General features: G+C 61.3%; 29 protein-coding genes. 19 read left to right on the top strand and 10 right to left on the bottom strand.

What is annotated here, in order from left to right:
* The first annotated feature begins 24 nt into the window (after positions 1-24).
* The 3 genes from MUY21_RS13070 (at position 25) to MUY21_RS13060 (ending at position 1,587) form a co-directional block, all read left to right on the top strand.
* A complete protein-coding gene (locus tag MUY21_RS13070; RefSeq protein WP_191285770.1) occupies positions 25-399 on the top strand; it encodes an RNA-binding S4 domain-containing protein in 375 nt (124 codons plus the stop codon).
* A 49-nt stretch (positions 400-448) separates the two neighbouring features.
* Positions 449-784 (top strand): ferredoxin FdxA, encoded by a 336-nt coding sequence (fdxA, locus tag MUY21_RS13065; protein ID WP_191285771.1) that lies wholly within the window; start codon positions 449-451, stop codon positions 782-784.
* Positions 785-1,080: 296 nt separating this feature from the next.
* The gene (locus MUY21_RS13060; protein ID WP_191285772.1) at positions 1,081-1,587 is read left to right on the top strand and encodes a CarD family transcriptional regulator; all 507 of its coding nucleotides are present in this window, start codon (positions 1,081-1,083) and stop codon (positions 1,585-1,587) included.
* A 63-nt stretch (positions 1,588-1,650) separates the two neighbouring features.
* On the opposite strand, the gene cobS is transcribed toward MUY21_RS13060, so the two are convergent.
* On the bottom strand, positions 1,651-2,439 hold the full coding sequence (cobS, locus tag MUY21_RS13055; RefSeq protein WP_248410792.1) for an adenosylcobinamide-GDP ribazoletransferase: 789 nt from the start codon (positions 2,437-2,439) through the stop codon (positions 1,651-1,653).
* An 80-nt stretch (positions 2,440-2,519) separates the two neighbouring features.
* On the opposite strand from cobS, the gene cobT reads away from it, so the two are divergent.
* Positions 2,520-3,539: a nicotinate-nucleotide--dimethylbenzimidazole phosphoribosyltransferase gene (gene cobT, locus MUY21_RS13050; protein ID WP_248410791.1), complete on the top strand. Its 1,020-nt coding sequence runs from the start codon at positions 2,520-2,522 to the stop codon at positions 3,537-3,539.
* Between the two features lie 7 nt (positions 3,540-3,546).
* Here cobT and MUY21_RS13045 read toward each other — a convergent pair whose 3' ends face one another.
* Both MUY21_RS13045 and MUY21_RS13040 read right to left on the bottom strand, forming a co-directional pair.
* The gene (locus MUY21_RS13045; protein WP_248410790.1) at positions 3,547-4,059 is read right to left on the bottom strand and encodes a class I SAM-dependent methyltransferase; all 513 of its coding nucleotides are present in this window, start codon (positions 4,057-4,059) and stop codon (positions 3,547-3,549) included.
* A 69-nt stretch (positions 4,060-4,128) separates the two neighbouring features.
* The gene (locus MUY21_RS13040; protein WP_248410789.1) at positions 4,129-4,590 is read right to left on the bottom strand and encodes an Lrp/AsnC family transcriptional regulator; all 462 of its coding nucleotides are present in this window, start codon (positions 4,588-4,590) and stop codon (positions 4,129-4,131) included.
* A 140-nt stretch (positions 4,591-4,730) separates the two neighbouring features.
* Between MUY21_RS13040 and hppD the strand changes: the two genes are divergently transcribed.
* On the top strand, positions 4,731-5,828 hold the full coding sequence (gene hppD / locus MUY21_RS13035; protein WP_248410788.1) for a 4-hydroxyphenylpyruvate dioxygenase: 1,098 nt from the start codon (positions 4,731-4,733) through the stop codon (positions 5,826-5,828).
* Between the two features lie 61 nt (positions 5,829-5,889).
* Here the strand turns inward: hppD and MUY21_RS13030 are convergent, their stop codons facing one another.
* Entirely contained in the window at positions 5,890-8,934 is a 3,045-nt protein-coding gene (locus MUY21_RS13030; RefSeq protein WP_248410787.1) for a hypothetical protein, read from the bottom strand.
* A 187-nt stretch (positions 8,935-9,121) separates the two neighbouring features.
* On the opposite strand from MUY21_RS13030, the gene MUY21_RS13025 reads away from it, so the two are divergent.
* On the top strand, positions 9,122-9,820 hold the full coding sequence (locus tag MUY21_RS13025; RefSeq protein WP_248410786.1) for an SIMPL domain-containing protein: 699 nt from the start codon (positions 9,122-9,124) through the stop codon (positions 9,818-9,820).
* 71 nt (positions 9,821-9,891) lie between these two features.
* Here the strand turns inward: MUY21_RS13025 and MUY21_RS13020 are convergent, their stop codons facing one another.
* Entirely contained in the window at positions 9,892-11,184 is a 1,293-nt protein-coding gene (locus MUY21_RS13020; RefSeq protein ID WP_248410785.1) for an O-acetylhomoserine aminocarboxypropyltransferase/cysteine synthase family protein, read from the bottom strand.
* Positions 11,185-11,361: 177 nt separating this feature from the next.
* On the opposite strand from MUY21_RS13020, the gene MUY21_RS13015 reads away from it, so the two are divergent.
* Together MUY21_RS13015 and MUY21_RS13010 are read left to right on the top strand one after the other, a co-directional pair.
* The gene (locus MUY21_RS13015; protein WP_248410784.1) at positions 11,362-11,775 is read left to right on the top strand and encodes a VOC family protein; all 414 of its coding nucleotides are present in this window, start codon (positions 11,362-11,364) and stop codon (positions 11,773-11,775) included.
* Between the two features lie 201 nt (positions 11,776-11,976).
* The gene (locus MUY21_RS13010; RefSeq protein WP_242111999.1) at positions 11,977-12,183 is read left to right on the top strand and encodes a cold-shock protein; all 207 of its coding nucleotides are present in this window, start codon (positions 11,977-11,979) and stop codon (positions 12,181-12,183) included.
* 84 nt (positions 12,184-12,267) lie between these two features.
* On the opposite strand, the gene MUY21_RS13005 is transcribed toward MUY21_RS13010, so the two are convergent.
* Positions 12,268-13,281, bottom strand: a complete 1,014-nt coding sequence (locus MUY21_RS13005) for a hypothetical protein (RefSeq protein WP_248410783.1) — start codon at positions 13,279-13,281, stop codon at positions 12,268-12,270.
* 166 nt (positions 13,282-13,447) lie between these two features.
* Here MUY21_RS13005 and MUY21_RS13000 point away from each other — a divergent pair, with 166 nt between their 5' ends.
* On the top strand, positions 13,448-13,861 hold the full coding sequence (locus MUY21_RS13000; protein WP_248410782.1) for a hypothetical protein: 414 nt from the start codon (positions 13,448-13,450) through the stop codon (positions 13,859-13,861).
* A gap of 16 nt (positions 13,862-13,877) precedes the next feature.
* Here the strand turns inward: MUY21_RS13000 and MUY21_RS12995 are convergent, their stop codons facing one another.
* The 4 genes from MUY21_RS12995 to MUY21_RS12980 form a co-directional block, all read right to left on the bottom strand.
* Positions 13,878-14,372 carry a flavin reductase family protein gene (locus MUY21_RS12995; protein ID WP_248410781.1) on the bottom strand — a complete coding sequence of 165 codons (495 nt, stop codon included), beginning with the start codon at positions 14,370-14,372 and terminating at the stop codon, positions 13,878-13,880.
* A 155-nt stretch (positions 14,373-14,527) separates the two neighbouring features.
* Positions 14,528-15,586, bottom strand: coding sequence for a YeeE/YedE family protein (locus tag MUY21_RS12990; RefSeq protein ID WP_248410780.1), 1,059 nt, complete (start codon positions 15,584-15,586; stop codon positions 14,528-14,530).
* 119 nt (positions 15,587-15,705) lie between these two features.
* Positions 15,706-16,071, bottom strand: coding sequence for a metalloregulator ArsR/SmtB family transcription factor (locus MUY21_RS12985; protein WP_248410779.1), 366 nt, complete (start codon positions 16,069-16,071; stop codon positions 15,706-15,708).
* Positions 16,072-16,205: 134 nt separating this feature from the next.
* Entirely contained in the window at positions 16,206-16,628 is a 423-nt protein-coding gene (locus tag MUY21_RS12980) for a thioredoxin family protein (protein ID WP_248410778.1), read from the bottom strand.
* A gap of 95 nt (positions 16,629-16,723) precedes the next feature.
* On the opposite strand from MUY21_RS12980, the gene MUY21_RS12975 reads away from it, so the two are divergent.
* The 10 genes from MUY21_RS12975 to MUY21_RS12930 all read left to right on the top strand — a co-directional run bounded on the left by MUY21_RS12975 (position 16,724) and on the right by MUY21_RS12930 (position 25,502).
* The gene (locus MUY21_RS12975; protein WP_248410777.1) at positions 16,724-17,461 is read left to right on the top strand and encodes a cytochrome c biogenesis protein CcdA; all 738 of its coding nucleotides are present in this window, start codon (positions 16,724-16,726) and stop codon (positions 17,459-17,461) included.
* A gap of 180 nt (positions 17,462-17,641) precedes the next feature.
* Complete coding sequence (gene soxX, locus MUY21_RS12970; RefSeq protein ID WP_248410776.1) at positions 17,642-18,112, top strand: sulfur oxidation c-type cytochrome SoxX; 471 nt, start codon at positions 17,642-17,644, stop codon at positions 18,110-18,112.
* Positions 18,113-18,150: 38 nt separating this feature from the next.
* Positions 18,151-18,567, top strand: a complete 417-nt coding sequence (soxY, locus tag MUY21_RS12965; protein ID WP_191285790.1) for a thiosulfate oxidation carrier protein SoxY — start codon at positions 18,151-18,153, stop codon at positions 18,565-18,567.
* Positions 18,568-18,585: 18 nt separating this feature from the next.
* Complete coding sequence (gene soxZ / locus MUY21_RS12960) at positions 18,586-18,915, top strand: thiosulfate oxidation carrier complex protein SoxZ (RefSeq protein WP_191285791.1); 330 nt, start codon at positions 18,586-18,588, stop codon at positions 18,913-18,915.
* A gap of 27 nt (positions 18,916-18,942) precedes the next feature.
* Positions 18,943-19,794 (top strand): sulfur oxidation c-type cytochrome SoxA, encoded by an 852-nt coding sequence (soxA, locus tag MUY21_RS12955; protein ID WP_248410775.1) that lies wholly within the window; start codon positions 18,943-18,945, stop codon positions 19,792-19,794.
* A 111-nt stretch (positions 19,795-19,905) separates the two neighbouring features.
* On the top strand, positions 19,906-21,603 hold the full coding sequence (gene soxB, locus MUY21_RS12950) for a thiosulfohydrolase SoxB (RefSeq protein ID WP_248410774.1): 1,698 nt from the start codon (positions 19,906-19,908) through the stop codon (positions 21,601-21,603).
* A gap of 94 nt (positions 21,604-21,697) precedes the next feature.
* Entirely contained in the window at positions 21,698-22,978 is a 1,281-nt protein-coding gene (soxC, locus tag MUY21_RS12945) for a sulfite dehydrogenase (RefSeq protein ID WP_248410773.1), read from the top strand.
* Positions 22,962-24,011, top strand: coding sequence for a c-type cytochrome (locus MUY21_RS12940; RefSeq protein ID WP_248410772.1), 1,050 nt, complete (start codon positions 22,962-22,964; stop codon positions 24,009-24,011). The genes soxC and MUY21_RS12940 overlap by 17 nt, the downstream gene beginning before the upstream one ends.
* Before the next feature lie 120 nt (positions 24,012-24,131).
* The gene (locus MUY21_RS12935; protein ID WP_248410771.1) at positions 24,132-24,719 is read left to right on the top strand and encodes a thioredoxin family protein; all 588 of its coding nucleotides are present in this window, start codon (positions 24,132-24,134) and stop codon (positions 24,717-24,719) included.
* Positions 24,720-24,791: 72 nt separating this feature from the next.
* A complete protein-coding gene (locus MUY21_RS12930; RefSeq protein ID WP_248410770.1) occupies positions 24,792-25,502 on the top strand; it encodes a c-type cytochrome in 711 nt (236 codons plus the stop codon).
* Positions 25,503-25,541: the final 39 nt, after the last annotated feature.

Genomic DNA, 25,541 nt, shown 5'->3' with positions numbered 1-25,541 from the left:
GGCTTCGACCGGGAGGGGGCCAGGATGCGGGCCGACAAATGGTTGTGGCACGCGCGCTTTTTCAAGACGCGCGGGCTGGCCACCAAGATGGTCGCGGCGGGTCATTTGCGGGTCAACAGCGACAAGGTGTCCAAACCGTCCTTTGGGATCGGGGCAGGGGATGTGCTGACCTTTCCGCAAGGCCGCCAGGTGCGGGTGATCCGCATTCTCGCGCTGTCGACCCGGCGCGGACCGGCCCCCGAGGCACAGGCGCTGTATGATGACCTCGATCCGCCCGCCACGGGCAAGGACACTGTTCCCGGCTCGTCGGCGCCAGCAAACCGGTCTGACCGTAAAGGCCGCCCGACCAAGAAAGATCGTCGCAGCCTGGACCTTTCGCGCAAGCGATCCCTTGAATGATGGCGCGGGCTGCAATATTGGGGGCTGTATGCCAAAGTGAGGTGTCATCATGACCTATGTCGTCTTAGACAATTGTATCGCCTGCAAATACACCGATTGTGTGGAAGTCTGCCCGGTGGACTGCTTCTACGAAGGTGAAAACATGCTGGTGATCCATCCCGATGAATGCATCGACTGTGGCGTGTGCGAACCGGAATGCCCCGCCGATGCCATCCGGGCCGACACCGAACCGGGCACGGAAAGCTGGGTCGAGTTCAACCGAAAATACTCGGAACTCTGGCCGGTGATCATCGAACGCAAGGACCCTTTGCCCGATGCGGAAGAACGCGACGGGGAAGAAGGGAAGTTGCAGAAATACTTTTCCGAAGCGCCGGCAGAGCAGTGATTCGCCCGTGTCGCGGATCGGCACCGATCAGGTGGGTATTTGACCAACGGTCAGTTGGCTAATCCCTTGGGGCACAAGCGAAAACACCACCTGCCGCACTGCGGCGCTTTCGCTGTGTCGTTTTTTGTGGTATGATAAGGGTGATTTTGTTGGGGCAAGCACCACCGGATGCCGGTGAAACGTACCGAAAATGACAGTCAGCCGACGGGTATTTTCATACCCTGCGGTTTTTTGTCGACCGGACAGATCGTGCCAGCCTGACAAGCCAAGCAACATTTACGCGAAGGATGCGCCGTATGAGTAAGAAAAAGCTGGATTTCCGCCCGAACGAATATGTCGTCTATCCGGCCCATGGGGTTGGACAGATCGTTTCGATCGAGGAACAGGAAGTCGCCGGGATCAAGCTGGAGCTTTTCGTCATTTCGTTCGAAAAGGACAAGATGACACTGCGGGTGCCGACCAACAAGGCAACCGAGGTGGGGATGCGCAATCTGGCCAGCCCGGACGAGGTGTCGGATGCGATGAAAACCCTGAAAGGCAAGGCGCGGGTCAAGCGGGCCATGTGGTCGCGCCGGGCACAGGAATACGAACAGAAGATCAACTCGGGCGACCTGATCGCCATTGCCGAAGTGGTGCGCGACCTGCACCGCACGGATGATCAGCGCGAACAAAGCTATTCCGAGCGTCAGCTTTACGAAGCTGCGCTGGAACGTCTGACGCGCGAAGTGTCCGCCGTTGCGGGCGGCGACGATCTGGCGGCACAGAAAAAGATCGGCGACGTGCTGCAATCGCGCGCCGCCTAAACCCCACGTCACAAGCCCATCGACCGCCGTCTGCACCTGTCAGGCGGCGGTTTTCGTTTGCGGTCAGGTCAAAAGGGCCGCGTAGACCGCCAGCGCCGCAATTTCAGCAATCTGCTGACTGGCACCCAATATGTCACCGGTCTGGCCTCCGATCTTCTGACGGGCCAAGGCGGCCAGCAGAAGGCTGCTGAGCCCCGTCCAGAAAAACAGCGCAACCAGCGCATAGGGAGTCAGGATCAGCGCAACCAGCAGGGTGCAGCCAAGCGCCAGCAGCAACGTCTGCCGGGGCACCCGCCCGACAGTTTGCGACAGGCCCCCGGAACGCGCGTTGGGCAGCATGGCCAACAGCGCCACCATTGGCGCCCGGCTGACCGCTCCGACGGTCAGAAGTGCCCAGAACGCGCCCTCGGACGGCAGGATTACGGCCAGCGCCGCGGCGCGCAACCCAAGCGACAGGACCAGCGCAATCACGCCATAGGCGCCGATGCGGCTGTCTTTCATGATCTCAAGCCGCCGTGCGCGGGTGGCGCCACCCCAGAACCCGTCGGCTGTATCGGCCAGACCGTCCTCATGCATGGCACCGGTCATCATGATCTGCACCACCAGTGCCGCCAAGGCCGCCCACAACGGTGGCAAGTCCAGCCCGAGGGCAACCAGCCCGATTGCCGCGCCCAGCCCGGCCGGGATCAGCCCGACAAGCGGCCAGGCCCAGGCCGACCGGGCGCCGCGCTTGACCGCCGCGTCCGGGTCCAGCCGCACGGGCAACCGCGTCAGCAGCCCAATGGCGGCGGGAAGATCCACGCGCGTCGCCAGCGCCTCGTCATCCTGGGGGCGAATGTCGTCTTTGGTCATTTTTGGTCTGTTGCGGTCTGGTTGTGCATCACCGCCATGGGTAAAGAGGGTGGCAACGGGAATCAATCAGGAACCTAGACATGACCACCTCACCGTTCGCCACGCTTGCCGACTTCAAAGCCTTGCTGGCAGGGGCACCCGGCCCCGACACAGCGGCACGGGCGGCGGCAGAGGAGCGCAACGGCCAGCTGACCAAACCCCACGGTGCGCTGGGTCGGCTTGAGGATCTGGCGATCTGGTACGGAAGCTGGCGTGGCACCGGGCGTCCTGTGATCAACGCGCCGCAAGTCATTGTGTTTGCAGGAAACCACGGTGTTACGGCGCAGGGGGTCTCGGCCTTTCCGGCAGAGGTGACCGAACAGATGGTTCTGAACTTCCAACACGGCGGCGCGGCGATCAATCAGTTGTCCAGGACCTTCGGGGCAAAGATGGATGTGCATGCCCTGTCGCTGGACCACCCAACTGCCGATTTCACCCAAGGCCCCGCGATGAGCGAGGCGGACCTGCTTGTGGCCCTGACGACGGGGTGGACCGCAGTGGATGCGTCCACCGACCTGCTCGTGGTTGGCGATATGGGGATCGGCAACACCACTGCCGCTGCGGCAATCGCGCATGCGCTTTTCGGCGGCACGGGCGCCGATTGGGCCGGGCGTGGCACGGGTGTCGATGACGCGGGCGTTGCGTTGAAGGCGCGGGTCGTGGAAGCGGGTCTGGCGCAGAACCCAACGGCCAAAGGGGACGGCGTCGAGGCGCTGCGCTGCCTTGGCGGACGAGAACTTGCCGCAATGGCCGGCGCCATGGCACGCGCGCGGGTCGAGCGCATTCCGGTGATCCTGGACGGGTTCATATGCTCGGCCGCGGCGGCGTGTTTGCAGCAGATCTCAACCTCGGCGCTTGATCACGCGGTGGCCGGGCATGTTTCGGCGGAAGGCGGGCATGGCGCGGTGCTGAAAGCCCTTGGGAAAGAGCCCCTTTTGTCGCTGGGAATGCGTCTGGGCGAAGGGTCGGGGGCGGCTTTGGCCATCTCCATCCTGCAAGGCGCGGTGGCTTGTCATTCCGGCATGGCGACCTTTGCCGAGGCGGGCGTTGCGGACGGTTGAACCCGGATCAAGCCCGCCGCAGGAACAGATAGCCAGCTTGGCTGAGCTCAGTTGTCCATGCGGCAGAATGTGTGGCAATCGTGCGTTCGAAATCCGCCATATTTGACGGCTCATCCGCGATCAGCAGCCATCCCCGATCCGCCACGTGATCCAGCAGCCGCGATAGGACGTCGCGTCGCACGGGTCGTGCCAGCATGTGAAGCGTCCGGTCAATCAGGACCACATCGAACGCACCGTCCGGGTCATAGGTCGCGAGGTCGGCAATGACACCCGTGATGGCCAGCTTTTCCCGCTTCGCAGTGGCTTCAAGGTCGCGAATGCCATGGGGGGAACGATCGACGCCCACGACGCTGTGCCCTTGTCGGGCAATGAACAGCGCGTCGCGACCCTGACCACACCCAACATCCAGAACACGCATCGTGTCTTGTTTCAGCCGATCAAAGAAGCGGGTGATGATCTTGGTTGGTGGGCCAAGCGCATCAGGTGTCTCGCGGTAGAGTTTGTCGTAATCATATGCCATGCACCCAGCGATAGCCTATGCGGATCAAATTGGCTAAGTGAGATATTTCGTGATCAAATCGGTCCCGGTCTATCCGTGATCCGTGGGCAGGGGTGTGTCCTGTTTGACGTGATCCAGCACGATCTGGCTTTGCACCCGCGCCACCGACGGGTGCGGCAGCAACACCTCGTGAATCAGCACGTTCAGCGCGCCAAGGTCGGTGCAATAAACCCGCATCAGATAGTCGGAGTTTCCGGTCAGGGTCCAGACCGATGTGATCTCGCTGCGCAGGTTGACCAGTCGCAGAAAGGCGCGCGCGGACTCGGGTGATTGGCTTTCCATCTGCACTTGCACGAAGGCCTGCACCTGCAATCCCAGCCGCGCCGGGTCAAGCCGCGCGGCATAGGCGCGGATATAGCCCTGCTCCTCAAGCCGCTGCCGTCTGCGCCCGGCTTGGCTGGCTGACAGGTTCAGATGCTCGCCCAAATCCTGCGCTGTCATCTGCGCGTTGCGCTGCAACGCCTTGAGCAGCTTGCGATCCGTTTCATCCATATGCGTATATCCCGCAATATCTGGCCCACTGCGCGTAAAGCGCGCAAAATACCCTTTAGAACATGCAAAGAATGCGCGGAAAATTCAAGCAGAATGCAGGATAGTCACTCCATAACGTGTTAACGAACAGGAGTGAGCCAATGGGTCCGTTTCCACATGACGCGCCACGCGCCGAAATCAATGCAGAAAACCCCGCTGGGACAGACGGGTTCGAGTTTGTCGAATTTGCCCACCCTGATCCGCAAGAGCTGCGCGATCTGTTCACCAAGATGGGGTTTGAACACACCGCCAACCACAAAGCGCGCAAGATCGAGCTGTGGCAGCAGGGCGATGTCAGCTATCTGATCAACATGGAGCCCGGCAGCCACGCTGCAGAGTTCATCGCCAAACACGGCCCCTGCGCGCCGTCGATGGGCTGGCGGGTTGTCGATGCCCACCACGCCTTCGATCACGCGGTCAAGATGGGCGCCAAGCCCTATGAAGGCGACGGCAAGGCCATGGACGTGCCTGCGATCTATGGCATTGGTGGGTCGCTGATCTATTTCATCGACCAGTATTTCGACACCAGCGCCTATAATGAGGAATTCGACTGGATTTCGAACGCCCATCCCAAAGGCGTCGGTTTCTACTACCTCGACCACCTGACCCACAACGTGTTCAAGGGGAACATGGATGTGTGGTTCAAATTCTATGGCGATCTGTTCAATTTCCGTGAAATCCGGTTTTTTGACATCCAGGGCAAGCATAGCGGGCTTTACAGCCGCGCGCTGACCTCGCCCTGTGGCAAGATCCGCATCCCGATCAACGAAGACCGGGGCGAAAAGGGGCAGATCGTCGCCTATCTTGAGAAATACAAGGGCGAGGGCATTCAGCACATCGCGGTCGGGACCGAAGACATCTATGCCTCGGTCGATGAAATCGCATCGCGTGGTCTGAAGTTCATGCCCGGCCCGAACGAAACCTATTACGACATGTCCTATGACCGGGTGAAAGATCACGAGGAACCCAAGGACAAGATGATGAAACACGGCATCCTGATCGACGGCGAAGGCGTGGTCGGAGGGGGCGAGACGCGCATCCTGCTGCAAATCTTCTCGAAAACCGTGATTGGGCCGATTTTCTTCGAGTTCATTCAGCGCAAAGGCGATGACGGGTTTGGCGAGGGGAATTTCAAAGCCCTGTTCGAATCCATCGAACGCGAGCAGATCGAGAACGGAGAGTTGGGCGACGTGGCCTGACCCCCAATCCGCACAATCGAAATGAAGCGCCCGGTGGTCCATCTGCCGGGCGTTTTGCCGTTCAACCGAAAGGCAGCACTTTCAACGTGATGGACCGCGACCCTTTCTTGTAGACCAGCGCCGTGGCCGAGATCGAGACGACCTTGCCGCCGTCCAATCGGCTGCCGACGCCCACTTTCTGATAGCGGCCGGAGGGCAGGCGGACGAGCGCCCGTCGGGAAGAGGACGAGCCATAAATGCCGATCAGGCTGATCTTGCGCAGGTTGATCGCATTCTTGATCGTAGCCTGCTTTGCAACCGAAGTGCGCGTCGGGATGCTGGGCGTCACGCTTTGTTGTGCCGACGCGGCGGCCACGGCAACCGATCCGTCCGACGCATCGTCGCGGGCGGCGTTGCTGCGGGCGACGATGCGGTTGAACCCTGACGGGCGGTGGCGCGGCTCAAGCGATGTGGCGATGGCCTGTTCGGTCGGGGCGATGATCCCGGCTGTTGATGGGTTGCCCGCTTCCTGATTGGCGGAAGGTTCGCCCGCGGCTTGCAGCGCGGCGGTGATGGCGGCAGCCTGCACCGCGGCCTGCGGCGTGGTCGGGCGTGCGCGGGGACGCAAAACGGCCAGTTCGGTTCGGGTCCGACCGCCCAGCAGCAGACGTTCGTTGCCTTCGATCAGCCCCTCGGGACGGGCGCGCGGGCGCACACGCGGAAGGGTGGTGGTTGCGTCCACAGTGGCTTCGGTGGCGGGGGCGGTGACCGCGCTGCCGGGGCGTGGCGCAGGCACAAGGGCGGGCTTACCGGCAAAGACCATGATCCCCTCTGGCGTCAGCGCACCATCAGGTGTGGCGATGACCAAACCGTTTTCGTCCAGCGCGAAAGTGGTGCCCAATGGCGGAGGCGGGGCGGTATTGATCTCTGCCGCCGCCCCTGCGGGCAGGGTCGCGTCAGGCAGGGCCACGGCATCCTGCGCCGTTGTGGCCGGGTCGATCGACGCGATATAGAGGTCATCCAGATCGGTTGTTTCAGGGCTGGTCAGTGGTTCGGGCGCGCGTTGCCAGATGCCGGTCGCCGCGTATCGGGCCTGAGCGGCCTCGGGCGTCAGCGGATCATGCGCGCCTGATGTGCCTGACGACGCGGTGGACGGATCGGCGTCGCCATCAGGAGCGGTGGCGATGTCGTCCTGTGCGTCATCCGAAAGGCTGGCATCCGGTTCGACCGAGATCGCGGCCTCGAACGGATCATCACGTTCGGGAAACAGCCAGGTGGTGCTGTCGTTCAAGAAGAACATTGACCAGATCGCCACGATGGCCATGAGAAGCAGAAGGCCCAGAACCAGAAACAGGCCCAGATATCTGGGCTTGCCGCCGACCGCCTGCGTCTGCCTGGCACCAAAAACAGTCATTGTTTCGGCTTCGCGGGCGCGTGGCGAGGGGGCTCTGGCGGGCTTCGACGCGCGCGCGGGGGGCGTAGCCGGGCCGTCACCCATACGCGGCGGAGGCGGCGCGACCGCGGTATCGCTGATGCGGTTGCTGTCGTCGCTCTGGCCCGTGTCGCGTTTACGCAATTTGGCAAACGATACTTTGGGCCTGTCCGCCGGACCCGCGTCGGATTTTTCGCGCCGGCGGTCGTCGAACTTCTGCGCCGCCTTGCGCCCGAACTTGCCCGCAGCATCCGCCGCACTGGCCAGACCTGACGCCCCCTTGCGGGCCGCAGCGGTCAGTTTCTCGGCCCCCTTGCGGTCACCCGCGTCGGGTTCCTTCCGCCCGCGTTTGCCAGATGCAGGCGAAGGGGTCAGCGCAGGATCATCACCAAACGCGACGGGCGCAGTCACAGGCACATGGACGGGTGTTTGAACCGGCGGATCGGCGGGGGCGGGCGACGGCGGCGCCTTGCCATCCGGTGCCGTACGGTCGACCCCAAAGGACAGACGGGGTTTGACCTCGATCCCGGTGGGTTCGGGCGCAGGGGCGCTGGAGGCGTCCGGGGCAACTGCCGCCTTGCCGCGCTCGTCGTCGTCTGTCCGGCGGGACGAGAAGGTCGGGGCGTCGGACGTGTTGGGGGCGACGGCTTCGGACGCATTGTCCGGGGCCAATGGCGGCGGGGGTGGGGGCACGATGCCCGAAATTTTTGTCCGGGCGTCTTTCGCGGCAGGCTGCGACGCGGTGTCTTCAGACGACGGCGCGTCTGCTCCGGCATCGGGTGTGGCGGGTGACGCGGTCGGGACGGGTTTCGCCGGTGCATCGACTGCCGGAGGACGGACCGGGGCGGGTTCACTCTTTCCAACAGGTGCTGCCTGCGGTTCGGACTTGGACACAGGCGCGGTCGAAGGCTCGGGCAAAGGCTCGGATACAGGCGTTGGCGCGGGCGTCGATGAGCCGGCAGGCGCAGACGCGGGCGGCGCGGACGGTCCGCTGGGCGCGGGCACGTCGGGGGTTGGCGGAAAGGGTGCAAGCTCGGGCAAGGGGGCCACCCCGGCCGAGCTTTTGGCGTCCGTCCCGGCCGTCGCGGGCTGATCCGTCTGCGCCGCATCCCGGGCTGACAGTTTAGCCTGCCGGTTGTCGGCCAAACCGCCCAAAACGGCGGGCACCGGCGCGTTGTCGGGTTCAACCGTGGCACCCCGCTTTGCCACGGCGCTGTTTGTGGGGCCAAAGAACGCCTCGCCCTCGAAACTGCCCGACGGACGGGCCACGAAGCTGAGCGGGTTCAGCTTGTGTTCATTGGCAAAGGTTTCCGCCTCGTCCAGTGTTTCGCGCGCCACGACGGCCACGTGAACCATTCCGTCTTCCTGCGGATCGGCGCGCCAATCAAAGACCAGATCGTCAACGTCATAAGGGGTCAGACCCTCAAGCCCTTCGCGGATCCGCGCCACGCGGGTCGCATCGTCGGGTCCGGGCGCGGTCATGCTGGTGAACAAAAGCTGCGAGGGCGGGATGATCAGCTTGCAGGAAAACCCGCCGCTTTCCAGATCAGCCGCCTTGCGGCGCAACAGGTCCAGCCCGCTGGACAGGTCGGGATGATCCAGCGACACCTCGCCCACCAAGACCCAGCCGCCCTTGCCGCGATGGACAAGGCCGATGCCGTCATGGCTGAGATCAAGCGCAAAATTGGGCTTCATGTCGTTTGTCGTCCTGCTAACACCCGTCCGGAAAATGCCGGACCCCCCGAACGTGCAGATAAAACCCACTGGCTGGGCGCACCTCTTTGAAACTATAGCAGCTTTTCGCTCATGAAAAGGGCAGCCGGTATTCCTGTCTTGCACCCGGCAAAGATCGGCGCAGAGTGACCCAAAACAGGAGAGCAAGATGCGGAAAATGATAGCGATTTTGGGTCTGATGATGACGGCGGCATCGCCGGTCTGGGCGGATGACGCGGGCGCGCGGCTGACTGTCACGGGGCAAGGCATCGCCGAGGTTCAGCCCGACATGGCGCGGATCAGCCTTGGCGTGACGAAAGAGGCGACCGAGGCTGGGGCTGCACTGGATCAGGTCGCACAGGTCGCACAGGACATCTTTGCGCGACTGGCCGAACAGGGGATCGAGCCGCGTGACATGCAAAGCTCGCAGATCAACCTGTCGCCGAAATATGACTACAACCGCAATTCTGACGGTCCACCAAAACTGGTGGGGTTTACGGCTAATACCATGGTGTCAGTGCGGGTGCGCGATCTGGACAAGTTGGGGTCAATCATGTCGGCGGTGACGGCGGATGGTGTCAATCAACTCAATGGGTTGCAGTTCGATCTTCAGGATCGTGGTCCGGCCGAGGATATGGCGCGCACGAACGCCGTCAACGATGCAATGGCGCGGGCGAAGGTGCTGGCGGAGGCGGCAGGTGTGAAGCTGGGGTCTGTCGTGTCGATCCAGGAAGGCGGCGGATATTCCCCTGCGCCCGCCTATGGCCGTATGGCGATGGAAGCCGCGCAATCGGATATGCCGATTGCGGCGGGCGAGCTTGAGATCGGATCAAGCGTGACCATGGTGTTTGAGCTGGATCAGGATTGACGCTCAAAAGTCTGATATTAAAACAGAAAAGGCCGCATCCTATGCGGCCTTTTCCCGTTTGAAGGGTCGGTTTATGCCGTGGCCTTCGCCAGCGCCTGATCCAGATCGGCGATGATGTCGTCGGCATCCTCGGTGCCAATGGAAATGCGCACCATATTGGGGGCTGCGCCTGCGGCCTCTTGCTGCTCGGGCGACAACTGCCGGTGCGTGGTCGAGGCTGAGTGGATGATCAAGGACCGCGTGTCGCCAAGGTTGGCCACATGGCTGAACAGTTCCAGACTGTCCACCAGCTTGACGCAAGCGTCATAGCCACCTTTCACCGCAACCGTAAACAGCGCGCCAGCGCCTTTCGGGCAGACGGTCGCCACGCGGTGTTTATAGGGCGAGCTGTCCAGCCCGGCATAGGTCACGGCATCCACGCGCGGGTCAGCCTCAAGCCATTTGGCGACCTTCTCGGCGTTGGCGACGTGCTTTTCCATGCGCAGCGACAGGGTTTCGATCCCCATCAGCGTGTAATGCGCCGCTTGCGGGTTCATCGTCATGCCCAGATCGCGCAGGCCGATGGCGATGGAGTGGAAGGTGAAGGCCATCGGGCCAAGCGCCTCGGCAAAGGTCAGACCGTGATAGGCCGGCTCTGGCTGGCTGAGCGAGGGGAACTTGTCGGACGCCATCCAGTCGAACTTGCCCGAATCGACCACGCAGCCGCCCATCACCGTGCCGTTGCCGGTCAGGTATTTGGTGGTCGAATGCACAACCAGCGTCGCGCCCAGCGAAATCGGGTTGCACAGGTAAGGCGTGGCCGAGGTGTTGTCGACGATCAGCGGAACGCCCGCCTTGTCCGAAATCGCGGCAATTGCGGGGATGTCGGTGATATAGCCGCCGGGGTTGGCGATGGATTCGCAGAACACCGCGCGGGTGTTGTCGTCGATGGCGGCGGCCACGGCGGCTTCGTCGTCGAAATCGACGAATCTGGCTTCCCAACCGAAGCGTTTGATCGTCTGGCTGAACTGCGTGACCGTGCCGCCATATAGCCGGGTCGAGGCGACCAGGTTCTTGCCGGGACCCATCAAGGGAAACAGCGCCATGATCTGGGCTGCGTGACCGGACGAACAACAGACGGCGCCCGCGCCACCTTCAAGTGCTGCGATGCGGTTTTGCAGCGCTGCAATCGTCGGGTTGGTCAGGCGGGAATAAATATATCCGACCTCTTCCAGATTGAACAAACGCGCGGCGTGTTCGGCGTCTTTGAAAACATAGGCGGTCGTCTGATAAATTGGCACCTGACGGGCACCGGTTGTGGGGTCAGGCTCGGTCCCTGCGTGGATTTGCAGCGTGTCAAAGCCCAGTTGGCGGTCGTCGGACATGGATGTCTCCCTTATTTTGTTGAGCGCAGGCTAGGGCAAAGGGCGCGGGGCTTCAACGGGTCAAAGACGCAGGGATGGGCCAATTTGTGCATCGGAACCATGTCCGGCTCTGCGCTTTCGGGTGGTCCTTTTTTCGCGCCCTGCTATGATTTTCAGAACCTTTTTTCGGAGACTGCCATGCTGACCCCGTTCCACCTTGCCATCAATGTCACCGATCTGGATGCCGCGCGTGCCTTTTATCGCGATTTGCTGGGATGCGCGGAGGGACGATCGACCGATTCCTGGGTCGATTTCAGTTTCTTTGGCCATCAACTCAGCCTGCATCTGGGCACACCGTTTGAGACGGCGGACACCGGTAAGGTTGGCGCGCATTTGGTGGCGATGCCCCATTTCGGCGTGGTGCTGGCTTATGACGACTGGCGCGCGCTGGCGGATCGGCTTGAGGCACATGGCACCGAATGGGTGATCCCGCCGACCGTCCGGTTTGAAGGCGAGGCGGGGGAACAATGGACCATGTTCTTTCGCGACCCGTCCGGCAACCCGATCGAGGTGAAAGGCTTTCGCGATCTTGAACAGGTCTTTGACAGGTGATGCGTGTGGGCGATTGCGCAGAAATCTTCCGATCAACTGCCGCAAAAGAAAAACACTTGTATTCCAGTCGCAAGAGCCCCATGTAGGGCCTGCGACGTTACCACTATCGACTACACTGCTCCTAAAGGCTCAGTCTCTCGATCTTGTACTGACTTTGCCGACCTGCCGCATGACGTGGGCAGACTAACTAGGAGAAAAACGATGGCTAATGGAACCGTCAAATGGTTTAACGCAACTAAAGGCTTTGGCTTTATTGCACCCGAAAGCGGCGGCAAAGACGTGTTTGTGCACATCTCTGCTGTTGAGCGCGCAGGCCTGACCGGTCTGGCAGACGACCAGAAAGTGACTTTCGACATCGAGCCCGGCCGTGACGGCCGCGAAAGCGCGACGAATATCGCTCTGGCATAAGGACCGGCCCTTGGGCCAATCCTTTGCAGACAAAGAAGGCGTATCGGAAACGATGCGCCTTTTTCATTTGCGCGGGCAGCCCAGTCACCGCATCCAGAACCCTTCGCGCTTGATCTGATTGCGGATCTTCTGTTCGCGCCGGGGCAGGGCGTCGCGATCAAACATGGCACGCACCTTCTGGCCGCGTCCCTGATAGATCATCCGCTTCATCGGCTCGTATTCCTTCAGGATCTTCTTGATCTTGTTGGGCGCAGACGCGGTTTCGATCACATCAATCACCCGGTCGCTTTCGCGCGCATAGGCCAGGGGCAGGATGCGCCAGTGACAGGTGATGTCGCCGTCCAGCCCATCCAGTTCCGGTCCCGGACGGCCGCCTCCGAAACTTGACACGACGAGGGGCAGGGCGATCTGATCGAGCCACGGGAACAGTTCCTGACAGACCAGCGCGTCGGGTCGGTCATCGCGGATCGCACACGCATAGTTCAGAAACCTCTGCCCAAATGTCTGCGGGCAGGGACCGAAGAACCAGCCCGCGTTGAAATAGAGATAGCGTTGCCAGTATTCGTCCGGCTGGCTCAGGTCCAGCGATGCAGCATAATCCAGCCCGAACTTGTCATAAAGCGATTTCCACGTCTCGCCATAGCCCGGTCCATAAAGCTCCACCTTGGGCCATGTCCCCTCGCGTTTCATCGAGGCGGATGGGCGGGCAAAATCGAACGGCACCTGTGACAACGGACCGGAGATCACCGTGTCGGTGTCGAAAAACACGAACGGCACCCCTTCGGGCATTGCAGAAAGCGCCTCGATCTTGTTGCCATTGGGGTAGTCATGTCCGAAATGGTGGTTCTTGAAGGGAATGATCCAGGCACCCAGCGTTTCCAGCGCCTCGCGGATATGGGGTTTCAGACGCGGATCGTTCGGCCAGCGGTCCGACGGTTGCGGTTCGGCCACCAGCAACTCCCCACGAAAACCCGGATCCGATAGGCGCAGGGACGCGGCAAACAGCAACGCCTCATAGGACAAGCGCCCCGCCTGAGCGACGATCACGATGTTGAAATCAGGGCATGTTTTCGCCGATTTTTTGGGGGCGGTGGTCATCTGTGCTTTGCCTGCTCTTGGTGTTTGGGGCAGTATAGGCACCATGGGTGCGAGTCTGAAAGCGTTTCAGACCGGGCGCAGGTCTGCCGGGCTGGCGGCGCGGGGCAGCGACCGTGCATCACATTGTAAATAATGGCGTTTCACTGTGCCCTTGAAGGAGTTGAGTATGCTGAGAACACTGACCACAACGGCCTTTCTTGTGGGACTTGCGGTGCCGGCACAGGCACAGAACTTCACCACGGCGAACGAGGTGCGACCCATTCTCGACGCCACCAAGGGCAGTTGGGTCGCCGTACGCGAATATGACGGCAAGGATCTGTTGTATTTCACGCACCTGCTGGCATGGCGCTGCGGGCTGGACCAGATCCATTATGCGCTGAATGGCGGGAGTGAACGGCAGTTCGACGCTGAACCATGCTATGAGGACGAGCCGCAGCCCAATGCGATCAAGGCGGAAGATAAACTGCCCTATGTCGTATTCGATCTGAAGTCGATCGACTTGGTGTCGGTGCGGCTGGTCTATGATGACGGGACCGAGGCGGTGACCAGCTATGAACGTGCGCAGATCATGACGCCCTGATGGGCGCAGGCGGCGGTCAGGGTGCGTCGCCAAACCCGCCGAAACGGCCGGCATGAAAGGTCAACGGGCGGCCTTCATGCGCTGTGACCCGATGCACGTGCCCCAACACGATCGAATGATCCCCGGCATCGACAATCCGTTCGGTTGTGCAGTCGAAGCGTGCCAGGCACGGCTCGATCACCGGCACGCCGTGAAAATCCTCGCGGCAGGACAGGCCTGAAAAATCCTCGCCCTGTTGGGCAAAGCGGCGGGCGATATCGACCTGGTCGTCGCAGAGCAGGTGGATCGCGAAATGTTCGGCGGTGACAAAGGCATCGTGGCGGGCCGAGACCTTGGCCGGGCACCACAGAATCAAAGGCGGGTCCAGCGAGACCGAGGTGAAGCTGTTCACCGTCATCGCCAGCGGGCCGCGCGCGGATTTGGCCGTCACGATGGTGACGCCTGTGGTGAACAGGCCAAGGGCTGCGCGAAACGCGGCGGCGTGATCCGGGCTTGGGGTGAAATTCGTCATGACCCAGCGGTGTCCTGTCTTCCTGTTCGTCCGATTGCGGGCAACCGGGTCGGTTCAGGGGCGGACCCTAGCTTGTGGAAACATGCGTGAAAAGGGCGAATGCGCCCTGACGCGGCGTGGCGTTGCGATTTGGGGGCGGTTTGGCTCGGAAGGCGTCACTCGGCGACGGCAAAGCCGGAAATCAACTGCCGCAATCCAAGCGCAGCCCCGGCGACGATCGCCAGGAATGTGACCGGCGCGCCGTAATACAGGATGGCGAACGCAGACAGGCCTTGCCCGATGGAACAGCCGAAGGCAATGACCGCGCCCAGCCCCATGATTGCCGCGCCGCCGATCTGCCGTTTCAACTCGCGCGGGTCCTCGCAGGCTTCCCATCGGAAATGTCCCTTGAACAGGCTGCCGATGAAAGCCCCGATCAGTACGCCCGCGACGCTGCCCACACCGAAGTTCAGCGATGATCCCGACGAGGTCATCAGATAGATCATCGTATCTCCCAAGGGGGCCGAGAATGTGTGGCTTTCCACCGGGATGGGTGCAAACCCGTTGCCAAAAACCCAGGCTGTGCCACCCCAGCCGATCACCACCGCAAGCCCGGCAATGGTTGCCCAGAACGCGGGCAGCGGGCTGTGGCGCATCCCTTTCGTGGTGAACATGGCGAGGATCAGAATGATCCCGGCCCCGATGCCGATGGCAGGGGCCGGCAGTCCTGTCAGGCTTTCCAGCTTGATCGAAAGCGACGGCAGCGCGGCGGGGTCGGCTGGCGTTTCAGGGAAGGCCAGCACCCGCAGATAAGCCAGCGGACCGGATATGGCGACATAGGCGGACAGCCCCATCACCACCACGATCACGAAGGCGCGCAGATCGCCGCCGCCCAGCCGAGCCAGCGCGCCGAAGCCGCAATTTCCCGACAAGGCCATGCCATAACCGAACATGAGACCGCCCAGGATCGAGGCCAGCGGGCTCCATCCGAGCCGAAGATAGATCGCCTCGGCTTCGGGAAGAATGCCCAATCCGATCAGAAGATGTGTCCCGATCATCGCCACGCCGATGGCTATGCCCCACATCCGCATCCGAAGCGACGACCCGGCATAAAGCGCGTCTTCGATGGCCCCCAGGGTGCAGAACCGCCCCAGCCGGGCCGACAGACCCAGCATCACGCCGCCCACAAGCCCGATCAGGGCGGCAAGGTTGGCGTCGCTGATCCAGTCGAACATGGGTGAATGCTCCTGTATCCCGAACCGGGAGGTGAGCCGCCAGCTTTCCGGTCAGCGGCGAAAACCGTTTGTCTGCCGTCGGCATGGACGATGTGGCGTGGGGCGCGGCGAGACGGCGGTTATTCGGCCGCCTTCTTCATGCCTTCCGTGTCACCGGTCGAACAGAAAAGTTCGTATATCACTTCCAGAATGCGGCGCGGACGTTCATCCGTCAGCGAGTAGTAGATCGTCTTGCCCTCACGGCGCGGGGTCACGAGGCCTTCAAGCCGCAGGCGTGCCAGTTGCTGTGACACGGCAGCCTGACGGGCGTGCAACAGATGCTCCAGCTCGGTCACCGATTTCTCGCCGGTGACAAGGTGGCACAGGATCATCAGCCGCCCTTCGTGGCTGATTGCCTTCAGAAGGGTCGAGGCGTCGCAGGCGCTGGTCATCATCTTGTCCAGCTCGTCGCGCGTCATGTCCTCGCGGATGACAGGCAGTGCCATAGTGGTGTCCTTTTCGTTGATACCGCTTTGTCTTGTCATATAGACGCATTGCGGTTTTTGCAATCTGGGCGCGGTGTCGCGCGCCCGCGGCGTGGTTCGGCAGGCACAGCCGGATCGCCCGGATGGCGTAGGCCTTAGTCGGGCGTCTGGTCGGTGGCCCCGGCCGGCGGCGTGGCGTCGGGTGTGAACCCGGTTTTCTCGACCAGCATCACCTTCAGAAGACCCCAAAAGAAATCCTCGCCCGGATAGCCTTCGATCCGCGCCAGTTCACCGCCGTCTCCAATTAGCAGAAAGGTCGGTGTGAACATCACCGGACGCTCCAGCGCGATGCCAAGGCTGTCAGGCCCGCCCTTGCGGCGCAGGTCATGCAGCTGCACTTTGCGCAGCGGCGCGGCCTGACCCTCGGCGGTCTTGGGATAGATCGCGCCCAGTTCACGCTCCCACTTCGCGCACCAGGGGCAGCCGGGTTCTTCGACCATGACCAATTCCACCGCCAGGGCGGGCAGGGTGAAGACCCCCAGAAAGACGGCGGCCAGAACGGCACGGAAAGGCGACATGATGTAATCCTGTGGTTGAGCCGATTTCGGGAAGTGGTTGACCTTGTTTCGATACAACATCTAATTTGAATATGTCCTGAGTTCAAGGAATGGTCATGCTCGACATCTCATTCGCCGGTGCAGCCCTTGCGGGGCTGCTGTCTTTCTTCACACCCTGCATCCTGCCGATGGTGCCGTTCTATCTGTGCTATATGGCGGGCATTTCGATGAACGAGCTGACGGGCGAGGGGCGGATCAGCCCGGGGGCGCAGCGGCGGCTGGTGGTCTCGGCGATCGCCTTCGCCCTGGGGGTGACGACGATTTTCATTCTGCTGGGGCTGGGGGCGACGGCGCTGGGGTCCGCCTTTGCGCGTTACAAGGAGCCGCTGAGCTATCTGGGGGCGGCGTTGCTTCTGGCGTTCGGCCTGCATTTTCTGGGCATCGTGAAGATCCCGCTTCTGTATCGCGAGGCGCGGCTGGACAGCACCGCCGCCCCCAGCACCCTGATCGGGGCCTATCTGATGGGGCTGGCCTTCGGGTTTGGCTGGACGCCCTGCGTCGGGCCCGCGCTGGCGTCGATCCTGATGATCGCCTCGGGGATGGGGGACCTGTGGCGCGGGGCGCTTCTGTTGGCGGTGTATGGGCTGGCCATGACCACGCCCTTTGTGATCGCGGCGCTGTTTGCGCGCCCGTTCCTGGCCTGGGCCGGACGCAATCGAAAATACCTGCCATGGGTCGAACGCACGATGGGGGTGATGCTGGTGGTCTTTGCGATTCTGATCGCCACCAACAGCGTGAACGCCATTGGGCAATTCATGCTGGAATGGATACCCTGGTTTGGCAATATCGGCTGACCGACCGCGCCGGTCCCGGCATCGGGTTGACGCTTGCCAGAAAGGCCTTGCGCAGGGCTGGACGGGCTTTGCCCCGGTTGGGGTAGATAGAAATTCAAAAATTAGAATTTGATGTTGCGGAAATTACTTAGCATGTTACGTTAGCACACAGTTGTGCACACAACGGTCATGGGAGGTATCATGAAGCGGACAACGATCACGCTTTTCGCTCTGCTTGCGGGGCTTGGGATGGCAAATGCAGAAACGATAGCGCCTGCGGATGTCACATACGAGGACGGGGCGATCGCCCAGTCGCTGACAGGTGTCGCGGGCAACCCGACAGAGGGCGCCAAGGTCATATCAACGAAGTCGCTGGGCAACTGCGTTGCCTGCCACGAAATCACCGATCTGGCAGATGTGCCGTTCCACGGTGAAGTGGGGCCGCTGCTGGATGGCGCGGGCGACCGCTGGACCGAAGCCGAACTGCGCGGCATCGTGGCAAATGCCAAGATGATGTTCGAAGGGTCGATGATGCCGTCATTTTACAAGACCGATGGATTCACGCGCCTGGGCAACGCCTATACCGGCAAGGCCCATGAGGGCGAGGTTGAGCCGCTGCTGACAGCGCAGCAGATCGAAGATGTTGTCGCCTATCTGATGACGCTGCAATAAGCGCACGGATCGGCAAACCCTATCTACAGGAGATTCAGATGAAGTTCACACGACGTGAAGCTCTGGCACTTGGCCTCGGCGCGACTGCCGTTGCGATGTTGCCAATGCGCGCTGCCGCGGCTGCGGATGACGCGATTGCCGCCTTTACCGGCGGCGCTGACATGGGCGAAGGCGGGATCACCCTGACCGCGCCCGAGATTGCCGAGAACGGCAACACCGTTCCGATTTCGGTCGACGCACCCGGTGCGGAAAGCATCATCGTGCTGGCCGCGGGCAACCCGACCCCCGGCGTGGCCCAGTTCAACTTTGGCGAAGCGGCGGGCAGCCAGGCGGCCTCGACCCGGATGCGTCTGGCCGGCACGCAGGACGTGATTGCCATTGCAAAGATGCCCGATGGCAGCTTCGTGAAAGCGTCATCCACGGTAAAAGTCACCATCGGCGGCTGCGGCGGCTAATCAGAGGAGCTTGAAGACATGGCAAAAGGTGTAAAACCCCGCGTGAAAGTCCCCAAGTCGGCAAGTGCCGGTGAAGTGGTGACCCTGAAGACCCTGATCAGCCACAAGATGGAATCGGGCCAGCGCAAGGATGGCGACGGCAACCTGATCCCGCGCTCGATCATCAACCGGTTCACCTGCGAGTTGAACGGCAAGATGGTCATCGACGTGACGCTGGAACCTGCGATCTCGACCAACCCGTATCTGGAGTTCGATGCCCGCGTCGACGAGGGCGGCGAGTTCAAGTTCACCTGGTACGACGATGACGGCTCGGTCTACGAAGAATCCAAGCCGATCGCGGTCAGCTGAGCCTGGCGCAAGGGAGGAGACATAATAATGAAAAAACTTCACGGCATTGCAGCCCTGGTCGCTGCCTTTTTCACCGGGGCGGCGATTGCCACAGCCGATGAAAACGCTGAACTGGTCATCAATGGCGACATCGAGATCGTCACCAAGACCGCCGCGCCGGCGCATTTGTCGGACGCGTTGGACGAGGTCATGTCCGGTTGGCGGTTCCGGTCGGATCAGACCCAATCCATGCAGATGGATGACTTCGACAACCCCGGTATGCTGGGCGTCGAAAACGGGGCCGAGATCTGGGCCACGGCGGAAGGGACCGAAGGCAAATCCTGTGCCGATTGTCACGGTGCGCCGGAAGAAATGGCCGGTGTGAAAGCGGTCTATCCCAAGTGGAACGAAGAGGCGGGCGAGATGCGCACGCTTCAGATGCAGGTCAATGATTGCCGCGAAAACCGCATGGGGGCCGAGCCGTGGGGCTATGACAAGTCCGACGCCATCGACGTCGAGGCGCTTCTGGCCTCGGTGTCGCGGGGGATGCCGGTCAATGTCGCCATTGACGGTCCCGCGCAGGAGACCTGGGAAAAGGGCAAGGAAATCTATTACACCCGCTTTGGCCAGCTGGAACTGAGCTGCGCGAATTGCCACGAAGACAATTACGGCAACATGATCCGCGCCGACCATTTGAGCCAGGGCCAGATCAACGGGTTTCCGACCTATCGCCTGAAGAACACCAAGCTGAACGGCGCGCATTCGCGTTTCAAAGGCTGCATTCGCGATACCCGCGCCGAGACGTTCAGCCCCGGATCGCCCGAATTCGTGGCGTTGGAGCTTTACGTCGCTTCGCGCGGCAACGGCCTGTCGGTCGAAGGGCCATCGGTCCGCAACTAAGCCATTCGCCCCGTCCGGGTTTTGCCGGGCGGGGTTTCTTTACGCGTATACATTCAAAGCACTGCATGGATCGTGTTGGTCCCTGCGCTGACGAACAAAGGGAAACCGCACATGATCTCTCGTCGTGATTTTCTTCAGGTCTCGATGGCCGCATCGGCGCTGTATGGCGCGTCGGGCTTTGGAAACTGGGCGCGTCTGGCCGCGCAGCAGGCGCTGACGCAGGATGACCTTCTGAAGTTCGACACGTTCGGCAATGTCAGCCTGATCCACATCACCGACATTCACGCGCAGTTGAAACCGATCTATTTCCGCGAGCCCGAGATCAATCTGGGAGTTGGGCCGGCCAAGGGGCAGATGCCGCACATCACCGGGGCGGCCTATCGCGAATTTTACGGGATCAAGGATGGGTCGCCGTCGGCCTATGCGCTGACGTATAACGACTTCACCGCCTTGGCGCGCGAATATGGCCGTGTGGGCGGGATGGATCGCGTTGCGACCGTGGTCAATGCCATCCGGGCCGACCGCCCCGATGCGCTGCTTCTGGACGGGGGCGACACATGGCACGGATCCTACACCTGCTATCACACCGAAGGGCAGGACGTGGTCAACGTCATGAACGCGCTGAAACCTGACGCGATGACCTTCCATTGGGAGTTCACGCTGGGGTCGGACCGGGTGAACGAGATCGTTGAAAATCTGCCCTTTGCCGCCCTTGGTCAAAACATCTTTGATGCCGAGTGGGACGAGCCCGCCGAGCTGTTCAAACCCTACAAGTTCTTCGAACGCGGCGGGGTGAAGATTGCGGTGATCGGGCAGGCCTTCCCCTATATGCCGATTGCAAACCCTGGTTGGATGTTCCCCGAATACTCGTTCGGCATTCGTGACGAGAACATGCAAGCCATGGTGGACGAGGTGCGCGCGGCGGGGGCCGAGCTGGTCGTCGTGCTGAGCCATAATGGCTTTGACGTCGACAAGAAGATGGCGGGCAAGGTCACGGGGATCGACGTGATCCTCTCGGGCCACACCCATGACGCGCTGCCCGAACCAGTGCAGGTTGAACAGACCTTCATCATCGCGTCCGGGTCGAACTCGAAATTCGTCAGCCGCGTCGATCTGGACGTGCGCGACGGCAAGATGATGGGCATCCGCCACAAGCTGATCCCGATTTTCGCAGATGTGATCACGCCGGACGCCACGATCACGCAACTGATCGACGAGCAACGCGCGCCTTACAAGGCCGAGTTGGAAGAGTTGATCGGCACCACCGACACGCTTCTGTATCGTCGCGGCAACTTCAACGGATCGTGGGATGACCTGATCTGTGACGCGCTGATCAACGAACGCGAGGCTGACATCGCCATGTCGCCCGGCGTGCGCTGGGGGCCGTCGATCCTACCGGGGCAAGAGATCACGCGCGAGGATATCTGGAACGTGACCTCGATGTCCTACGGGCAGGCCTATCGCACCGAGATGACCGGCGAATTCATTCACACGATCCTTGAGGACGTGGCCGACAACCTGTTCAATCCAGACCCCTATTACCAGCAGGGCGGCGACATGGTGCGCATCGGTGGTATGGGCTACCGCATCGACATCACCAAGCCGCAAGGCAGCCGCATCACCGAGATGACTTTGCTGAAAACCGGCGAGGCGATTGATCCGGCCAAAAGCTATGTGGTCGCGGGCTGGGCCAGCGTGAACGAAGGCACGGAAGGTCCGCAGATATGGGATGTGGTCGAAAGCCACATCAAGAAACAAGGCACCGTCAAACTGGACCCGAACAACTCGGTCACAGTGGTCGGCGCTTGATCTGACACGGCCCGGAGCAGAGATGCTTCGGGCCATTTTTCCAGCCTATCCATGCACATAGGCGAATATTGAAATGCAAGAGGAGAGATGCCAAATGACTGACAGCTCTACAAAACCCGGCGCATCCCGCCGCGCGTTCCTGAAAGGGGCCGCCGCCACCGGGGCCGCCCTGGGGGCCGCAGGGGCCGCACGCGCCGAGGGGGATCCGCTGATAACCGAGGTGCAGGATTGGGCCGCAGGCCTGGGCGACGGGGTGGATGCGACGCCCTATGGGATGCCGATTGAATTTGAAGATCACGTGATCCGGCGCACGGTCGAATGGCTGACAGCGGACACGATTTCGTCGATCAACTTCACGCCTATTCATGCGCTGGATGGCACGATCACCCCGCAGGGCTGCGCGTTTGAACGTCACCATTCGGGCGCGATCACGCTGAAAAAAGAAGACTATCGGCTGATGATCAACGGCATGGTCGATTCGCCTTTGGTGTTCACCTATGACGATCTGGAACGCTTCCCGCGCGTCACACGCACCTTCTTTCTGGAATGCGCTGCCAACACCGGCATGGAATGGGCCGGCGCGCAGTTGAATGGCGCGCAATACACCCACGGCATGATCCACAATATGGAATATACCGGCGTGACTTTGCGCACGCTTCTGGAAGAAGCCGGGCTGGACGCGGCGGGCGATCTGGCGGGCAAATGGGTCTATGTCGAGGGGGCGGATGCGTCCTCGAACGGTCGCTCGATCCCGATGGAAAAGGCGCTGGACGATTGCATGATCGCCTTCAAAGCCAATGGCGAAGCGCTGCGCATGGAGCACGGCTATCCGGTGCGCCTTGTGGTGCCCGGTTGGGAAGGCAATATGTGGGTCAAATGGCTCAGACGGATCGAGGTGATGGACAAGCCGGTTGAAAGCCGGGAAGAGACATCGAAATACACCGACACGATGGCCGACGGCGCGTCGCGCAAGTGGACCTGGACGATGGACGCGAAGTCGATCATCACCAGCCCCAGCCCGCAAATGCCAATCACGCATGGCAAGGGCCCGCTGGTGATCACTGGGCTTGCATGGTCGGGCAATGGCGCAATCACGGCGGTGGATGTGTCGCTGGATGGCGGTGTGACCTGGCAAGAGGCGCGGCTGGCCGAACCCGGCAAACCCATGGCGCTGAGCCGCTTCTATCTGGATATCGACTGGGACGGGTCGGAAATGTTCCTGCAATCACGCGCGATGGATGACACCGGCTATGTGCAGCCGACCAAGGCGCAACTGCGCGAAGTGCGCGGGCTGAACTCGATCTATCACAACAACGGCATCCAGACATGGCACGTGAATGCTGAAGGAGAGGCAAACAATGTCGAAGTTTCCTAAGGTCCTGATGGCAACTGCGCTTGCCACCCTGACAGCCGCCCCTGCGATGGCCGAAAAGCTGGGGCTGGGTCGCGCCGCGACCGAGGCTGAGATCGCAGCATGGGATCTGGATGTGTTCCCCGATGGCTCAAACCTGCCCGAAGGGTCGGGCGACGTGTTCACAGGTGAAGAGGTGTTTGCCGAGCATTGCGCCGTTTGTCACGGCGATTTCGCCGAAGGAGTGGGCAATTGGCCGAAACTGGCAGGCGGCGAAGGTACTTTGGCGGACGAAGATCCGCTGAAAACCGTCGGGTCATACTGGCCTTATCTGTCGACCACATTCGACTATGTGCGCCGGTCGATGCCGTTTGGAAATGCGCAAAGCCTGTCGAACGACGACGTTTATGCGATCGTGGCCTATATCCTTTATTCGAACTATCTTGTGGATGACGATTTCACTTTGTCGAAAGATACGTTCCTGGATGTAGAAATGCCGAACGCGGACGGGTTCTTCGTCGATGACCGCCCGGAAACGGAGTACCCGGTGTTCACCGAACGCTGCATGGAAAACTGCAAGCCCGGCGCGGTCGAGATCACCAAAACGGTGGTGTTCAAAGGCGACCCCAACGCAGGCGCCAGCGCGGACGAAGTTGAGACGACAGCCCCGGCTGCATCGGACGAAGCCGCCGCACCGGCCGCCGAAGACGCGGCCCCCGTGGCCGTGGCATTCGACACTGAACTGGCCGAGAAGGGCGAGAAGGTGTTCAAGAAATGCAAAGCCTGCCACAAGGTGGGCGAGGGTGCGAAAAACGGTGTTGGCCCGATGTTGAATGACGTCTGGGAACGGGCTGCTGGCACGGTTGACGGCTTCAAATACTCCAAGCCGATGATGGCGGCGGGCGAAGACGGGTTGGTGTGGAACACTGAAACCCTGTCGGGCTACCTGGCCGACCCGCGCAAATATCTGAAAGGCAACAAGATGTCTTTTGCAGGTCTGAAGAAGGACGCGGATATCGAGGCCGTGCTTGAGTTCCTGAAATCTCACAGCCAGTAGTTCAGTAAGCGGTTCATACTCTGACTGGGCGCCGTTGGATGACAACGGCGCCCTTTTTCGTTGGTTTGGCGAATGACGGCGTCTGTGCTAGTTTTTGGTAGCTACATACTGGAGGGTCAAATGCGTATTCTTGCTCTATATTTTGGCATTCTTGCCTATGTGCTCGGCTTCCCCGCAAACGCAGCTGAACTGGGCGATGACGGGTTGCACAAGCAGCCGTGGTTCACCGACAGTTTCCTTGAAATGCCCGATGATCTGGCCGAGGCAGGCGCGGAGGGCAAAGATCTTCTGATCCTCATTGAACAGCAGGGCTGCCCGTATTGCCGTGAGCTGCACGAGGTGAATTTCGCACGCCAGCAGATCGTCGATCACCTGACCGAAAACTTCATGGTCGTGCAGTTGAACATGTTCGGCGCGCGCGAAGTGGTGGATTTTGATGGCGAAGCACTGGAGGAACGTGATCTTGCGGTGAAATGGGGCGTGAACTTCACGCCGACCGTGGTGATTTTTCCCTCCGATGCGCCCGATACCAGCACCGCCCGCAATGCCGAGGCGTTTCGGATGCCCGGCTATTTCAAACCGTTCCATTTTCTCAAATCGCTGGAATTCGTGACCTCGGACGCCTATCGCGATCAGGTGTTCCAGCGTTATCTGCAAGACGTGTTCCAAAAGATGGAGGAAAACGGCGAAACGCCTGATGTCTGGTAGGTGACGCCCGAATGCACGCATCAACATATGAAATTTATTGAGTGGGTTAACTTAACAGGTTAGCCTTCGGTCATGGGGTGGAATCGACACATTATATTGGGCTTGGTTGCAACTTTGGTCTGGGCAAGCCCCGCGCACTCCAACGAACTCGGTGATGCCGACAGAGGGGCCGAGGTGTTTGATGAATGCGCAAGCTGCCATTCCGTTGGGCAAGGGGCAAAAAACCGCGTCGGGCCGCATCTGAACGGTCTGTTCGGGCGCCGCGCCGCCGGGATCGAGGGGTTCAGGTATTCGGCCGGACTGACGCGCATGGGCAAGGATGGGCTGGTCTGGAATTTTGACCTGCTGGACCGCTATGTCGAAAACCCGAAGGCCTTCGCCTCGGACACGCGCATGGCTTACAATGGGTTGAAGGACGAGGGGCAAAGGGCTGATTTGCTTGCGTATTTACGCCGCTATTCGGACGACCCGGCCAACATACCCGAGGCCGCACCGACCGCACCCGGCACCGACCATTCGGTCGATCCGACGATCCTGGCCATTCAGGGCGACCCGGACTACGGCGAATACCTGTCCTCGGAATGCACATCCTGCCACCAGCTCAGCGGTGACAATGACGGCATTCCGCCCATCATCGGCTGGCCGGCCGAGGATTTCGTGGTCGCCATGCATGCCTACAAGGACAGGTTCCGCCCGCATCCCGTGATGCAGATGATGGCAGGCCGCCTGTCCAACGAAGAGATTGCTGCCCTGGCCGCCTATTTCGCGGCGGCCGGGTCATAGGCAGGGGGGCCGGGACGGGCCCGCCCAACGCGACAGGTG

This window comes from Aliiroseovarius sp. S2029 (assembly GCF_023195575.1).
Lineage (GTDB): Bacteria > Pseudomonadota > Alphaproteobacteria > Rhodobacterales > Rhodobacteraceae > Aliiroseovarius > Aliiroseovarius zhejiangensis.
Note: the sequence above shows the minus strand (reverse complement) of the source record. Positions and strands in the feature narration are given on the sequence as shown.